The 13,610-nt window shown below is 68.6% G+C and carries 14 protein-coding genes and 1 pseudogene; 10 read left to right on the top strand and 5 right to left on the bottom strand.

What is annotated here, in order from left to right:
* Positions 1–116: 116 nt before the first annotated feature.
* Positions 117–779, bottom strand: a complete 663-nt coding sequence (locus ABZZ74_RS39630) for a helix-turn-helix domain-containing protein (RefSeq protein WP_356773543.1) — start codon at positions 777–779, stop codon at positions 117–119.
* 80 nt (positions 780–859) lie between these two features.
* Here ABZZ74_RS39630 and ABZZ74_RS39625 point away from each other — a divergent pair, with 80 nt between their 5' ends.
* Both ABZZ74_RS39625 and ABZZ74_RS39620 read left to right on the top strand, forming a co-directional pair.
* Positions 860–2,428, top strand: coding sequence for a DHA2 family efflux MFS transporter permease subunit (locus ABZZ74_RS39625; protein WP_356773541.1), 1,569 nt, complete (start codon positions 860–862; stop codon positions 2,426–2,428).
* Positions 2,429–2,442: 14 nt separating this feature from the next.
* Positions 2,443–3,234: a class I SAM-dependent methyltransferase gene (locus tag ABZZ74_RS39620; RefSeq protein WP_356773539.1), complete on the top strand. Its 792-nt coding sequence runs from the start codon at positions 2,443–2,445 to the stop codon at positions 3,232–3,234.
* Positions 3,235–3,431: 197 nt separating this feature from the next.
* Here ABZZ74_RS39620 and ABZZ74_RS39615 read toward each other — a convergent pair whose 3' ends face one another.
* Positions 3,432–3,557: a hypothetical protein gene (locus ABZZ74_RS39615; RefSeq protein ID WP_356773537.1), complete on the bottom strand. Its 126-nt coding sequence runs from the start codon at positions 3,555–3,557 to the stop codon at positions 3,432–3,434.
* Positions 3,558–3,666: 109 nt separating this feature from the next.
* On the opposite strand from ABZZ74_RS39615, the gene ABZZ74_RS39610 reads away from it, so the two are divergent.
* The 3 genes and pseudogenes from ABZZ74_RS39610 to ABZZ74_RS39600 all read left to right on the top strand — a co-directional run.
* Positions 3,667–3,945, top strand: a complete 279-nt coding sequence (locus tag ABZZ74_RS39610) for a hypothetical protein (protein WP_356773585.1) — start codon at positions 3,667–3,669, stop codon at positions 3,943–3,945.
* Between the two features lie 191 nt (positions 3,946–4,136).
* Entirely contained in the window at positions 4,137–4,445 is a 309-nt protein-coding gene (locus ABZZ74_RS39605; protein ID WP_356773535.1) for a hypothetical protein, read from the top strand.
* A gap of 327 nt (positions 4,446–4,772) precedes the next feature.
* Positions 4,773–4,974: pseudogene (locus ABZZ74_RS39600) on the top strand (IS1380 family transposase); the annotation flags it as partial.
* Between the two features lie 120 nt (positions 4,975–5,094).
* On the opposite strand, the gene ABZZ74_RS39595 reads toward ABZZ74_RS39600, so the two are convergent.
* The gene (locus ABZZ74_RS39595; RefSeq protein ID WP_356773533.1) at positions 5,095–6,576 is read right to left on the bottom strand and encodes an MFS transporter; all 1,482 of its coding nucleotides are present in this window, start codon (positions 6,574–6,576) and stop codon (positions 5,095–5,097) included.
* Between the two features lie 8 nt (positions 6,577–6,584).
* Positions 6,585–6,884, bottom strand: coding sequence for a hypothetical protein (locus ABZZ74_RS39590; RefSeq protein WP_356773531.1), 300 nt, complete (start codon positions 6,882–6,884; stop codon positions 6,585–6,587).
* 186 nt (positions 6,885–7,070) lie between these two features.
* On the opposite strand from ABZZ74_RS39590, the gene ABZZ74_RS39585 reads away from it, so the two are divergent.
* From ABZZ74_RS39585 to ABZZ74_RS39565, 5 genes are all read left to right on the top strand, one after another.
* A complete protein-coding gene (locus ABZZ74_RS39585; protein WP_356773529.1) occupies positions 7,071–8,123 on the top strand; it encodes a sigma-70 family RNA polymerase sigma factor in 1,053 nt (350 codons plus the stop codon).
* 434 nt (positions 8,124–8,557) lie between these two features.
* Positions 8,558–8,890: a YciI family protein gene (locus ABZZ74_RS39580; RefSeq protein ID WP_356773527.1), complete on the top strand. Its 333-nt coding sequence runs from the start codon at positions 8,558–8,560 to the stop codon at positions 8,888–8,890.
* A 4-nt stretch (positions 8,891–8,894) separates the two neighbouring features.
* The gene (locus tag ABZZ74_RS39575) at positions 8,895–10,163 is read left to right on the top strand and encodes a sigma-70 family RNA polymerase sigma factor (RefSeq protein ID WP_356773525.1); all 1,269 of its coding nucleotides are present in this window, start codon (positions 8,895–8,897) and stop codon (positions 10,161–10,163) included.
* Positions 10,164–10,329: 166 nt separating this feature from the next.
* Positions 10,330–11,826, top strand: a complete 1,497-nt coding sequence (locus ABZZ74_RS39570; protein WP_356773523.1) for an MFS transporter — start codon at positions 10,330–10,332, stop codon at positions 11,824–11,826.
* Between the two features lie 68 nt (positions 11,827–11,894).
* The gene (locus ABZZ74_RS39565; RefSeq protein WP_356773521.1) at positions 11,895–12,428 is read left to right on the top strand and encodes a dihydrofolate reductase family protein; all 534 of its coding nucleotides are present in this window, start codon (positions 11,895–11,897) and stop codon (positions 12,426–12,428) included.
* Between the two features lie 409 nt (positions 12,429–12,837).
* Here ABZZ74_RS39565 and ABZZ74_RS39560 read toward each other — a convergent pair whose 3' ends face one another.
* Complete coding sequence (locus tag ABZZ74_RS39560) at positions 12,838–13,383, bottom strand: hypothetical protein (protein ID WP_356773519.1); 546 nt, start codon at positions 13,381–13,383, stop codon at positions 12,838–12,840.
* Positions 13,384–13,610: the final 227 nt, after the last annotated feature.

Raw genomic sequence — 13,610 nt, 5'->3', positions numbered from 1 at the left:
GGAGGAACCTCGCGCCGATCTCGTTCACCCTCTGCGCCCTGGCTGCAGCCGTGTGCGAGGCCGTATGCGGCCTTGACCAAACAGGCAGCCCTGCGCCGGCGGGTCGGCGTCGAGCCTCAGGTTCTGGTTGGCGCGGCTGCCGGTTTCTCGGTGGCAGGCTTGAGGCGGGCGAGCACGTTGCGGCGGCCCTTGGCGGTCAGGCCGAGTGCGGTGGCGAGGTCGAGGTCGATCACGCCGGTGAGCAGCCCGAGGATGGCGCGGGGTGGGCCTTCCAGGATCAGGTCGGGGTCGTCGATACGGCCGACTCGGGTGCGGACCTGCCCCCCGCCGACGTCGACAACGGCTTGCTGGTCGCCCGCGATGAGCTGGATGACCTCCGGGGGGGCGTCTGGGTCGGCGTCGGTGGTGAACCAGCCGGGGGCGTAGGCGAGCCAGTGTGCTTGGAATGCGTCGTCGGGCCGTTCTTCGGCCATGGTGCGCAGTCCCCACAGTCCGAGCGCCTTCAGCACCGGTTCCAGTGCCAGCCCGTCCTCGGTCAGGGAATACAGGACGGTGGCGATGGGCGGAGGCGCGTCCTCGCGTCTGATGAGCCCGGCGTCCTGGAGCTCCTTCAGGCGGGTCGACAGCAGGTTGGTCGCGATGCCGGGCAGCCCGCGCTTCAGGTCGGTGAACCGGCATGGGCCCTGTAGCAGCAACTCCCGGACGGTCAGCAGAGTCCAGCGGTCACCCACGAGATCGAGGGCCCGGGCGATCGAGCAGTACTGGCCGTAGCTTCGCATTCGCTCAGCCTAACCTGCGCAGATTTAATTCTCAAACTCATCGGTTGAGAAACTAAACCACCCGGGCGTAGTCTTCAACCATGACTGGCCCGCCTTCCAAACCACTCGTCCTCACTGCGCTGCTGACGGCATCGTTCGTGATCAATCTCGACACCACGCTGGTCAACGTGGCGCTCCCCACGCTGACCCGCGAACTGGGCGCGACAACGGCGCAGCTGCAATGGGTGGTCGACGCCTACAACCTGGTCTTCGCCGCGCTCCTGCTGACCTGCGGGAGCCTGTCCGACCGGTACGGCCGCAAGGGCATGCTGGTGGCCGGGCTGGTGGTGTTCGGCCTGGCAAGCTTTGTCGGCGGGTATGCCATGTCCCCGTCGGAGCTGATCGCCGCCCGTGCCGTCATGGGCCTGGGGGCGGCGATGACGTTCCCGGCCACGCTGTCACTGCTGACCGGGGTGTTCACCACTCGCAACGAGCGGGCACTGGCCATCGGCCTATGGGGGGCCACCGGTGGGGCGGCCATCGCCCTCGGCCCGATCGTGGGCGGCTACCTGCTTGAGCACTACAGCTGGTCGAGCGTCTTCTACACGCTCGGGCCGGTGTCGCTGGGCGTCATCGCGCTGGTCGCCTGGTTCGTGCCCAGGTCGAAGGACCCCGTGCCGCACCGGCTGGACCCGCTGGGCCTGGTCCTGTCCGGAGGCTTCATGGCGCTGCTCGTCTACACCATCATCGAGGCTCCTGACCGGGGCTGGACGTCGGCGCCGTCGCTGCTCGGGTTCGGCGGCGCGGTGCTCGTGCTGATCGCCTTCATCATCAGTGAGCGCCGCACCGACCAGCCGATGCTGGACGTGCGACTGTTCCGCGACATGCGCTTCAGCGCCGCCAGCGCCGCGGTCACCATCTCATTCTTCACGCTGTTCGGGTTCATCTTCCTGATGACGCAGTTCTTCCAGTTCGTCCGGACCTACAGCCCGCTGTCCACCGGCGTGCACCTGCTGCCCGTCGCCGTCTCCGTCGCCATCGGATCGACCGTCGGCACCCGGCTCGCGGTACGGCTGGGCACCAAGTCCGTCGTCACCGCCGGAGCGGCTCTCCAGGCGATCTTCTACTTCTGGGTTGCCAGCGACATCACACCCACCTTGAGCTACGGGATCATCGCCATCCAAATGGTCGTCTACGGCCTGGGGATGGGTCTGACCACCGCGCCGGCCACCGAATCGATCATGGGGGCGGTCGGCATCAACCAGGCCGGAGTCGGCTCCGCCGTGAACGACTCGACCCGCCTGCTCGGCGGCACCCTCGGCGTGGCCGTCATCGGCAGCGTCTATGCCTCGCTGTACGACTCACGGCTCACCCACTTCCTGCCCGCCACACTGCCGCACACCCTGACCGCCCCGGCCCACCAGTCGATCGGAGCCGCGTACGCCGTAGCCGACCGGCTCACCACGAGCGGCCAGAGCGGCCCCGCCGACGCCCTACGGCACGCCGCGACCAATGCCTTCGATCACGGCCTCGCCATCGGATGCGTCGTCGCCGGAGCCGTCGCCGTGGCCGGCGCGCTGCTCGCGGCCGCCTTCCTGCCCGCACAACCCGCACCACAACGCGAACCGGCAGCCGAGCCGGGCGAACTGGCCGACACAGCCACCCACTGAGAGGACTCTGTGCCATGACCTACGAAGAGACCGGCGTCAGCCGGACCATCGACCGGCTCCTGGCCGAGCATCCCGACTTCGACGCCGCGGCCGGCGGTGCGCTGGACAACCTCGACCAGTTCCACGTCGGCGGCGGCGACGCAGTCGACCTGCTGATCAGCAGCCTGGCGCTCACCGGAGACGACGCCGTCCTGGACGCCGGCTCGGGACTCGGCGGCCCAGCCCGGCAGATCGCCCGTCGTACCGGCAGTCGCGTCACCGGCATCGACATCACCCCTGCCTACGTCGAGGCCGCCCGCAGCCTCACCGCCAAATCAGGCCTCAGCGACCTCGTCGAATTCCGGGCAGGCGACCTCGCCACCTTCGAACCAGACGCCCCCTTCCAGGCCGCGATCACCATGCACGTCCAGATGAACATCCAGGACAAGACCGCCTGGTACGCCGCCATCGGCCGCTGCCTCGTCCCCGGCGCCCGCCTGGCCGTCTGGGAGGTCTGTCAGCCGGGCGAGGCCGACCTGCCCTGGCCGATGCCATGGTCACTCGACGGCACCGACAGCTTCGTCGTCACCGCGGACGCACTGCACGCCTCAATTGCCAAGGCCGGCTTCAGCACCACCCAATGGACTGACGAAACGGCCTGGGCCCAGGACTGGTTCACCAAGACCTTCGCCGACGGCCCACCCACCGGACCAGCGCTGCCGATGCTCCTGGACGACGGCTACACCCGCGTCATCAACTACGCCACGGCCCTCGGCGACGGCACCCTCCAAGTGTGGCGAGGAACCTTCACCAAGCACACCCGCTGACCCGCTCCCTGGCCTCGCGAAGCACGGCACCGAAGGCTTCGAAGAGTGCGTTGGCGGGGAGGACCGTGTGCTCGGCACGGTGGACCCGTTTTCGCTGGAACGGGGCTGAGCTGCCGCGTGGGCTTGATCAGGCGGTTGACGCTTTTTCTGCCGGTGGGCGCTACGTCTGGAGCTGGTCCGGCTGGAGTACTTGGCTGTCAGGCCTCGTCGAGAGTCGCGGGACCGCCGAGCAGGGCGGCACCGTCGACGACCCGGGCCTCGGCCACGCGGCTCACGAAGGCCGCCGCGCAGAAGGCCGGCGGCTGGCTCTGCCGCTTCCGCACCTGACCCGGGAAAGCCGCGGCCGACCACGCAGGCAGGCCCAAGGCGGCCCTGGGCACCTCCCGTTGTCGGTGGCCGCTCCAACGCTGATCAGATGAACGGCGTGAGCGGCTGCTGAACGGACGCGTCTACGGCGCGGACCACGACGCCCCCAATCCCGACCCGCTCCCGCACCGGACCTACGCCGAACTGGTCGGCCGGCCGCTGGATGGCGTGCTGCTGGACATCCACGGGTGGCTGACCGAAGACGTCTACGACGGCGTGGCCCTGCCCACCGAACTCGGACAGGTCCCCGGCGGGCGGTCGCTGTACGACCCGCGCCCCGGCGAGTCGCGCACACCGGGCCCGGGCGTGAGCTGCTGCCTGTACTACTCCTGCGACGCGCCTTGACCATCGCCCGGGCGGGATGGGCGGCGGCGCGGACGCGGCCGGGGATCGGGACACGCGCACCGCGCGCCCGGCGTCTGCCCACCACGGCCCGGCGACGGCTGTGAGGATTTCTTAGCCCAACGGTGACGTTGAGAATGCGATTCGGGGGCACAGGAATCCGGCACGGTCCATGCGTCCGGCAGGAGGAACCGGTGGCCGGTGATGAGATGTACGCAGCCAGCGCGTTGTCGGCGGTGGCAGTGATTCTGCTCGCGCGGTGGTGCCTGGCGGGCCGAAACGGCAGCCCGCGTACTGCCGCTGCGTACCGCCGTGCCTCACGTCGGGCGACGCTGAGGGCTGCCTGGCGCATGGGCTCCGCCGCCGCCCAGGCCGGGCAGGGGCTGCCGACGGACGCGCCGTGCGCTCAGCGGGCGGCGCAGGAGGCCGAAGATCTCGTGCACAACTACTGGCGTCAGATCAGTCCCCTCTACCTGTCCCAGCACGATCGCCATCAGCCCTGAACTCCCGAGTCCGACCGCACAGACGGGAGGCCGTCCCGGGACAAGAGGGCACGGGATGAGCCTGTTCGTAGACGTGCTGTGGCGCCCGCCGGGGCGGGCACCCCTACCAGGGGTTCGGATCGCGGGGGCAGGCCGGAACCCGGTGGTCTGGTTAGCGCAGTTTGTTCGACGGCAGGTAGGAACCCGGACAGTGCGTCAGCACCACCAAGAGGAGTAGGGCCGTCTGCTGGAGGGTGGTTACGTCGCTCAAGTACGTTGTCGAGCCGGGGGTGGCGATGGACGGGGGTGGTTGTCCACTGGCTGATTGCCGGGGCCACTCACACGACTACGGGACAGGTGCTGAAGGGCTGGCCGCCGGACATACGGCTGATCGTCCGTACGGAACGGCCCCACCCGGTGCCTAGTTGCGCTTCTCCTACGCCGACGGGATGCAGCTGACCTACTTGGCGACGAACACGACCGGCGCCCCGATCGCGCAGTCGAGCTTCGGCACCCCAGGCGGGCGCGGGCCGAGGACCGCATCCACGCGACCCACGGAACTCTGTGGGACTCGGAGGGGTGAGAAGGATGGGCATAGTCGTGCGCCCGACGGTCAACGGAGTTCCGGGGATGGCGTTGAACGCCATCCCCGGAACTCCGTTGTGCTGTGTCATGCGGGGTCGTAGGAGCGTTCCAGGTCGTGTTGGGTCTCTGTTGTGGCGGCGGGTTCGCCGCGGGTGTTGGAGGCACCCAGCGCGATGGCTGCGGCTGCCACGAGGCAGAGGGCGCTGACGAGCAGGGCCCGTTGGAATCCGGCGGTGAGTGCCTCCGGGGGCGGGGTGTGGGCGGCCAGCAGCTGGCTGGTGCGGCTGGTCGCGATCCCGGTGAACACCGCCAGGCCGAGTGTTGACCCGAGCTGGAAAGAGGCGGTGATCAGGGCCGCAGCCAATCCGGCCTGATCCTCCGGCACGCCCGCGTTCGCGGCCGTTTGCACACCGGCATACAGCAGCCCCAGCCCGGCCGCCACGACCACCAGCGGGGCGAGCAGGTTGCCGAGATAGGTGCCGTCCACGGGGATGCGGGAGAGCCACAGGATGCCGCCGGCGGCGAGCAGTGCACCGGAGACGATGATCGGACGGGTACCGGTCCGCACGAACATCTTCGTCGCCACGGCCGAACCGAACCCGATGCCGACGCTCACCGGGAGATAAAAGACCCCGGTCCGCAGCTGGGAGTAGCCCAGGACGTTCTGCATGTACAGAGTGACGAAGAAGAACATCGAGTAGAACCCGGCCCAGGCGATCACCTGGGTGGCATCAGCCGCGGCCAGGCCCTTGATCCGGAAGATCGACCTCGGGACCAGCGGATGGGCGCGCCGTTGCTCGTTGACCACGAACGCCGTCATCAGGACCGCCGAGGCGGCCAGCCCGCCGATGGTGCGTCGCGCACCCCAGCCCTCGTCCGGGCCGTTCACCAAGGTGAAGATCAGCAGCAGCATGCTCGCGGTGACCAGCGCCGCGCCGACCGCGTCGAAACCGCCCGGCACGGAGCGGGCGTGGTCGGCCTTCAGGATCCGGAAGACCCCGAACAGCACCAGTCCGCACAGCGGGAGGTTCACGAAGAACACCCACCGCCAGCCGAGGTCCTGGGTGAGCAGCCCGCCGAAGAACACTCCGACCGCGGCGGCCAGTCCGCTGATCCCGGCCCACACGCCGAGCGCCTTGTGCCGGTCGGAGTTCTGGAAGGTGGTGGTCAGGATGGACAGCGCGGCCGGGGACATCATCGCGGCCCCGAAGCCCTGGGCGAGCCGGGCGCCGACCAGGAGCCCCTGGCTGTCGGCCAACCCGCAGGCCAGCGAGGAGGCCGCGAACAGCGCGGTCCCGGCGATCAGCAGCCGCCGCCGCCCCAGCAGGTCCCCGGCCCGACCGCCCAGCAGCAGGAACCCGCCATAGGTGATCAGATAGCCGCTGACCACCCACTGCAGGTTCTGCACCGAGAAGCCCAGATGCGTACGGATGGTCGGCAGCGCCACGTTCACGATCGAGCCGTCCACGACGTCCAGGAACGTCACCGCGCACAGTAGCGCCAGCGTGATCTTGCCGCGCCCGGTTGCCAGGAACGACCCCTGGGGCGGCGCGGTCGATGCGGTCATGGCGCCGCTCACGACCCGACGGCTTCCATCACGGGGCCGACCTCTACCCCGCCGCCGACCCGCAGCACGGGGCAGTCCTTGGCCAGCGCCAGCGCGGAGTCCATGTCCTCGGCGGACACCACCGAGTGGGCGACCATCCGGGAGCCGCTGCCGCCGACCTCGCCGAGGGAGGCGTAACCGGTCACCGCGTTGCCGACGTCCACCAGGGCCGAGCCCAGCCCGGCGAACCAGGCCTGCCACTCGGCCGCCGTCCCGGCGTCGGGCGTGTAGTCGGAGGGCACACGGAAGGAGAAAACGTACTTGGCCATGATCTTTGATCCTCTTCTGATTCCGGGGCGCGCCCCGGACTGGGACCGCCTCCAACCGGGTAGACGCCGGCATCGCCATGAAATTGGGCGCGCCGGCACCGCCCAATTCGTGAGCCCGGCGGCGTCCTAATCGTTGAGCGAGCCGAACGCGCCCGGCGGAGAGAAGAAGAGCGAGGATGCATGCCGATGGAGACGGACACGACGGACCTGATCGCCCGGGCTCGGGCCGGCGACCACAACGCGTTCCGCGACCTGGTCCAGGGCCACTCCCGCGAGTTGCAGGTGCACTGCTACCGCATTCTGGGATCCCTGCAGGACGCCGAGGACGCACTTCAGGAGACCCTCGTGTCCGCCTGGCGTTACCTCGGCGGCTTCGGGCAGCAGTCCTCGCTCCGGACCTGGCTCTACAAGATCGCGACCAATCGGTGCCTGAGCATGTTGCGCGCCGACAGCCGACGCCCCCGCGTCGCCCCGCCGCTACCCGAGGCCACTCTGCCCGAGCCCTCCGGCACCGGCGACGCCCCGCCCTGGTTGGAGCCCTTCCCCGACGTCCTGCTCGACCACCTCGTCGACGAGCGTCCCGGACCGGAGGCCCGCTACGAGACCACTGAGGCCATTTCCCTGGCCTTCATCACAGCCCTGCAGCTGCTGCCCCCACGCCAACGCGCCTCGCTCGTCCTCCGCGACGTCCTGGGCTACCGTGCGGCCGAAGTCGCTCAGATGCTCGACACCACCCAGGAAGCCGTTAGCAGCGCCCTCAAACGCGCTCGCGCCACCGTCGACAGTTACCTCGCCGACTCCAGCAGCACCGACTCCAGCAGTACCGGCAGCGGTAGGCCTGCACGCCAACCCGACACCGCCGCCGAACACCGGCTCGTCGCCCGACTCACCGACGCCCTGGAACGCGCCGACCTGGACGCCCTGATCGAACTGCTGGTCACCGACGTGAGACTCTCTATGCCCCCGGCCATGCTGGAATACCGCGGCATCGAATCAGCCCGGCGGTTCTTCACCGCCTCCACCTTCCGCCCGGGTCGCACCTACCGCGTGGTCCCCACCCGCGCCAACGGCCAGCCCGCCCTCGCCTTGTACCTGGCAGACCCCCACGCCAGGGTCCACCGCGCCTATGCGCTGTTGGTCATCACCACCGCCGGTGACCACGTAACCGCCATCACCGGCTTCAACACCAGCGTCATGACTCGCTTCGGACTACCCCGAACCCTGCCCGAAACCGTTTGACAGACTTCTGACGCCACCCCAAACACACCCACGCCCGCGTTGCTCTCACCGACACCCCGGACGAGGCCACCGCCCGCCCGCTCATCTGGAACGATTCCGGCATCCGCCGGTTCAGCACCTGCGGCGAGCGAGGGCGGCCTTGAGCTCTTCGAGCAGCGCATCCGGCAGTGCCGCGCCCTGAGCGCTTCCCATCGATGCGGTGACCCAGCCGAGGGGCAGCGGTGAGGCGAGGGCACGCAGGAGTATGCGCCGGGCCCGTTTCCTCTTGGTGGCGAGTGATATGTGGTATTGCTTTCGAGCTGGATTTGTTGCTGTTGGTGTGACATTGGGGCAAGGTCCAGGTTGCCGCTGGGCTGGGCACGCCTGGCGGGGGATACGTGGAGGCAGTGATGGCGGAACCTGCGGGAGAGGACCAGGCCCCGCGGAGCACGTTCATGTTGATCTTTCGTGGGGGTGCGGTTTCGCGTCCTGACCTGTCGCCGGCCGAGCTTCAGGCGCATGTCGAGAAGTGGTATCGCTGGTCGGAGGAGTTGGCCGGACAGGGCAGGGGTAACGTCGGAACCGCGCTCGATGGTCTGGGGGCGACGGTTCGCGGTCGAGAACTGGTCACCGACGGACCGTATGCCGAGTCGAAGGATCTGGTGACCGGCAGCATGATCTTCGAGGCGGCCTGTCTGGAAGACGCCATCGAGGTCGCGCGCGGGTGCCCGACGTACGAGTTCGGCGGGTCCGTCGAGGTACGGCCAGTCCAGGATTATCGGGTCTGACGCCGTGAACGAAGGGCCGGAGGTGCCCTCATCTGCGGCACTGGTGGAGGACCTGTTCCGCAGGGAGTATGCGCACCTGGTCAGCGCTTTGGTCAGGGTCCTGGGCCCCGCGAACGTCCCGCTGGCTGAGGATGTCGTCCATGATGCGCTGGTGAGCGCGATGCAGGCGTGGCGATTCGGGCTGCCGCAGGACCCGAAGGCATGGATCATCCGAGCCGCTCACAACCGGGCGATCGACATCATCCGCCGGGAACAGCTGAGCCGCTCCTTGTTGCCCGAACTGGCAACGACTACCGCGCTGACCGACACCCTCGAGGCGGCCCTGGCTCCGGCTGCCGAGGCAGCCGGCCAGTTGGCGATGATGTTCGCTGTTTGTGACCCCGGGCTGAGCCGCGAGACGCACGTGACGCTGATCCTTCGGTGGTTGTGCGGTCTGTCGCCCAGGGAGATCGGTCAAGCGTTCCTGGTGGACACGCAGACCATCGATCGACGCTTGCATCGCGGGCGCGGACGCCTGCGTGAACTGGGCCGGTTGCCCGATGTGGACGACCTGCCCGACCTCGAGACCCGGCGGGGTTCGGTCCTGCGATCGCTGTACCTGCTGTTCAACGAGGGATATCACGGCAGCAACCCGCAGGACCCGGTACGTCCCTTTCTGTGCGAGGACGCCCTGCGTCTCACCGAGTTGCTGCTGGACGCCAGGGCGACTGCGCATCCGGACGTGCATGCTCTGGCCGCCTTGTTCTGCTTCGGCACTGCCCGTCTGGCCACACGCCTGGACGAGCACGGTGTGTTCGTCCCCCTCGAGGATCAGGACCGAAGCCGTTGGGATCGGGCGCGTATCGAGCGCGGTCTGATCCATCTCGCCCACTCGGCCACCGGGGATCACCTGTCCCGTTGGCATCTGGAGGCCGGCATCGCCTGCGAGCACGCGATCGCGCCTTCGGTCCAGGAGACGAACTGGGACCGGATCGTCGGCTTCTACCAGCTTCTCGCCGAGCAGTCCCCGAACCCCGTCGTGGCGCTCAACCGTGCGCTGGCCGTGGCCGAACGAGACGGCGTCGAGGAGGGCCGCCGCGAGCTTGTCGCCCTGGCGGAAGAGCCCAAGCTGTCCCATTACCCCTTTTACTGGGCGGCCCTTGCCGACCTGGAACGGCGGGCCGGCCGCCACGCCGCAGCCCGGGAGTACTACGAGCACGCGATCGCACTGGCCCGCAGCACCGCCGAGCGGGCGGCCTTCGAGCGCCGGATCGAGAGCCTGAAAATCTTCTAGAAGCGTGTCCGGTTTCGGCGGCCGCCGTTCGTCTTCCTCCTGAGATCGCCCGATCAGACCAGGAGAGACCGATGCCAGAGCCGTCAACCGACCGCATCAAGGACTTCCGCATGAACGACCTCCGCCGGCGACGGCGCGCCGGGGCCTCGAACAGCGGGAGGCAGCAATGACCGGGGTAGACGCCGACAACCGCTTCGCCGGCGGCAAGGCCGCGTCATCGGGTCACGTGTACCGGTGGCGGGCGTTCTCGCTGCTCGCCGTGGCGTACTTCATGACGGCGGCCGACATGCTGATCGTCAACGTCGCGTTGCCGACGATCGGCCGCGAGATGCATTTCGCACAGGCGGACCTGCAGTGGGTGGTGACCGCCTACGCCCTCACCTTCGGTGGGTTCCTGCTGCTGGGCGGGCGCGCCGCCGACCTGGTCGGACGTAGACGCGTGTTCACAGCCGGGCTGGCGCTGTTCACCGCGGCCTCGCTGGCCTGCGCGCTGGCAACCAGCGGCATCTTCCTGATCATCATGCGGGGCGTCCAGGGCCTCGGCGCCGCCATGGTGCTGCCCGCCGCCCTGTCGATCGTGATGAACATGTTCACCGAGGGCGCCGAGCGAAACAAGGCACTCGGCCTGTGGGGCGCCATCGGCGCCAGCGGCGCGACCGTCGGCGTGCTGGCCGGCGGCGCCCTCACCCGTTACGCCGGCTGGCCGTACATCTTCTACCTGAACGTGGCCGTCGGCGGGGCCGCGCTGCTGCTGACCGGGCGCATAGTGCCGGAAAGCAGGCTGCGCAACGCACACCGCCGCTACGACCCGCTCGGCGCCATCGCCGTGACCACCGCTCTCGTGATCATGGTGTACGCCATCTCGCAGGCGCCGACCGCCGGGTGGACAGCCACCCGGACCCTGGCCCTGCTCGCGACGTCGGCGGCCCTGCTGGCCGCGTTCGTGGCCATCGAGGCCAGGGCACAAGCACCGCTACTGCCGCTGCGGCTGTTTAGGCTGAGCACCCTCGCGGGGTCCAACGCCGTCGGGTTCCTGCTTGGCGCCAGCTTCTACGGCTACATCTTCATCGGCACTCTCTACATGCAGCAAGTCCTCGGCTACTCCGCATTGAACACCGGCCTCGCCTGGCTCACCGTCGGCCTGACCGGAGTAGCACTCGCCGGCCCCGCGCAAGTGCTGGTAACCCGCACCTCGGTCAGGCTGGTGATGGCGGCCGGATTGACCCTGACCGGCACCGGAATCCTGTGGGCGACCCAGGCGCCCGCCCACGGAAGCTTCTGGGCGAACCTGGCCGGCCCCTTCTTCCTCACCGGCACCGTCACCTGGATCTTCATCCCGGTGTCGATCGGAGCCCTGGTCGGCGTCACCGAACGGGACGCCGGCGTCGCCTCCGGCCTCATCGACTCATCCCAACAACTCGGCGGCGCCATCGGGATCGCCATCGCCTCCACCGTGGCGGCCACCCGCACCCGCGACCTCCACACCCAAGGCCACGCCATCGCAGGCGCGCTCACCGGCGGATTCCACACCGCCTTGTGGGTCTGCGGACTCATCGCCCTGGCCGGCATCCCCATCGCCTTCCTCCTCATCCGGCGCACCGACATCACCCAGGCCACCACCGTCCCGCAAAGCCAAGTCCCAGAACCCGCCCCCGCCGACTGACCATCGCGTCCATCGCTGGCATCGCTGGGGCAGCGCCCCCTCATCCACTCAAAGTCAGGAGAACTACCGTGCGTAAACTCATCGAGTCGACGCTCGTCACGCTGGACGGCGTCATCGAAGCCCCCGAAAGCTGGGCCCTCTTCGACGCCGAGTCCTCGGCGTACTCGCTCGAACAGCTCGACAACTACGAGGCATTCGTCATGGGCCGCACGACCTACGAGACGTTCTACGCGAATTGGGGTCACGTCACCGACAACCCCTACATCGACCGCATCAACGCCATGCCCAAGCACGTCGCGTCTCGATCACTGACCGAGACGACATGGAATGCCACCCTGCTGGGCCCCGACCCGTCAGGCGCGATCGCGAAGCTGAAGAGCCAGCCAGGCAAGGACCTCATCAAGTACGGCACCACTCGTTTCGACGCCACGCTCATCCAAGACCAGCTGATCGACGAGTTCCGCTTCTGGTACATGCCCGTCGTGGCCGGCTCAGGGCAACGGCTCTTCGAACACGTGGACACCACAGGGCTGCACCTTAGGCTCACCGACCAGAAGCGACTGCACAACGGGACGGTCATCCTCACCTACGTGCCGCACTAACGTCACGAGGCTGCCCGGATCCAGCCACGCCCACAGGGTGACGCCGTCAGACGACCCGACTACTCACCCTGCGCACCCACCACGAAACGGGATCGAACGAAGCGCACGACCCGCACCAGCCTCCCCGACCGCGCGCACCAGGCCCATGACCTGCAACTTCACGATGCACACCGCTCGTGGTGACAGGGCGTTACCTTTAACGTGCCAGGTCCGAGCTCCGGGGAGGGCAGTCGCGGCGGGCCTCCTGTGCACCTGCGTACTTGACCTTTCCCTCGGATGCCATTCGGTGCGCAGCCGACGGCCGCCGCACCCGCCGCCCGCCGGTGACCGCCTCGTGCGGACGCGGCAACGCAGCTCTGCTGCGGCCGCTGGTTGCGGTCGGCGTCGACGGCGACCGGCCTGGGCTCGGTTACCAGTTGTGCGCCACGTCCAGCACCAGCCGTCCGGGCAGTACCAGCACGCGGAACGGCAGCCTGGCCCGGACACCGAGTCCGATGTGGGTAGCCGAGTCGTAGTAGCCGCCGAACTTCGCGTCCCGGAAGGTCTGGTAGCCACTGAAGTCCAGCCCCGGCAGCGGATCGGCGAGCCCGACCGGATACTGCGACTGGTTGACCGGCGCGGTGAACCTGATCTCGATGACCGCCCCGCCCGCGACGGGGATCCCGGTCCCGGACGGAATGTGGGCGAAGCTGGGCACGTACCGCACCCAGTACCCGGCTGGATCGGCAGTGGTCATGCCTGGAATGTCGAAAACCATCCGGTCGTAGCAGGCGTGAGGGCCGGTGCGGACATCCGCCAGCGCCCCGGCCATCGCGAGCGATCCGGGTCCCGCCTTCGCCATGCTCCCCCACGCCGTCTCGCATGCGGCGGCCTGTGGTGCAGCGGCAGCCTGCACGGCGCCTGTCCCTGTCAGTGCCAGTACCAGCGTGGCCAGCACCGTTGCCAAGCGTCTCATCGGTGAGCAGCCCCTTTCCGTTCCTGTGTGTCGCACATCGATGCCCTGTCAGACAAAGAGGGAAGAGAGATGGTTGGAGCTGATGACCACCATGTTTCGGACATTCTGATCGGGGTGTCACATCGACCCGTCACCGCTGGTCCGGGCCCGCGCGACGGGGGAGCCCCGCGAGAGGTCTCTGGAACACCGGGCAAGTTGCCTTACCCGGAGCCAGAACCGCCGCCCAG

The organism is Streptomyces sp. NPDC006476 (genome assembly GCF_040612015.1).
In the GTDB taxonomy this organism is placed as follows: domain Bacteria; phylum Actinomycetota; class Actinomycetes; order Streptomycetales; family Streptomycetaceae; genus Streptomyces; species Streptomyces griseorubiginosus_B.
Note: the sequence above shows the minus strand (reverse complement) of the source record. Positions and strands in the feature narration are given on the sequence as shown.

Bases quoted from the DNA above. Each gene is read 5' to 3' on its own strand.
- ABZZ74_RS39625 (WP_356773541.1), top strand. From the start codon at position 860: ATGACTGGCCCGCCTTCCAAACCACTCGTCCTCACTGCGCTGCTGACG.
- ABZZ74_RS39560 (WP_356773519.1), bottom strand. From the start codon at position 13,383: ATGAGACGCTTGGCAACGGTGCTGGCCACGCTGGTACTGGCACTGACA.
- ABZZ74_RS39580 (WP_356773527.1), top strand. From the start codon at position 8,558: ATGTTGATCTTTCGTGGGGGTGCGGTTTCGCGTCCTGACCTGTCGCCG.
- ABZZ74_RS39585 (WP_356773529.1), top strand. From the start codon at position 7,071: ATGGAGACGGACACGACGGACCTGATCGCCCGGGCTCGGGCCGGCGAC.
- ABZZ74_RS39570 (WP_356773523.1), top strand. From the start codon at position 10,330: ATGACCGGGGTAGACGCCGACAACCGCTTCGCCGGCGGCAAGGCCGCG.
- ABZZ74_RS39620 (WP_356773539.1), top strand. From the start codon at position 2,443: ATGACCTACGAAGAGACCGGCGTCAGCCGGACCATCGACCGGCTCCTG.
- ABZZ74_RS39630 (WP_356773543.1), bottom strand. From the start codon at position 779: ATGCGAAGCTACGGCCAGTACTGCTCGATCGCCCGGGCCCTCGATCTC.
- ABZZ74_RS39595 (WP_356773533.1), bottom strand. From the start codon at position 6,576: ATGACCGCATCGACCGCGCCGCCCCAGGGGTCGTTCCTGGCAACCGGG.
- ABZZ74_RS39590 (WP_356773531.1), bottom strand. From the start codon at position 6,884: ATGGCCAAGTACGTTTTCTCCTTCCGTGTGCCCTCCGACTACACGCCC.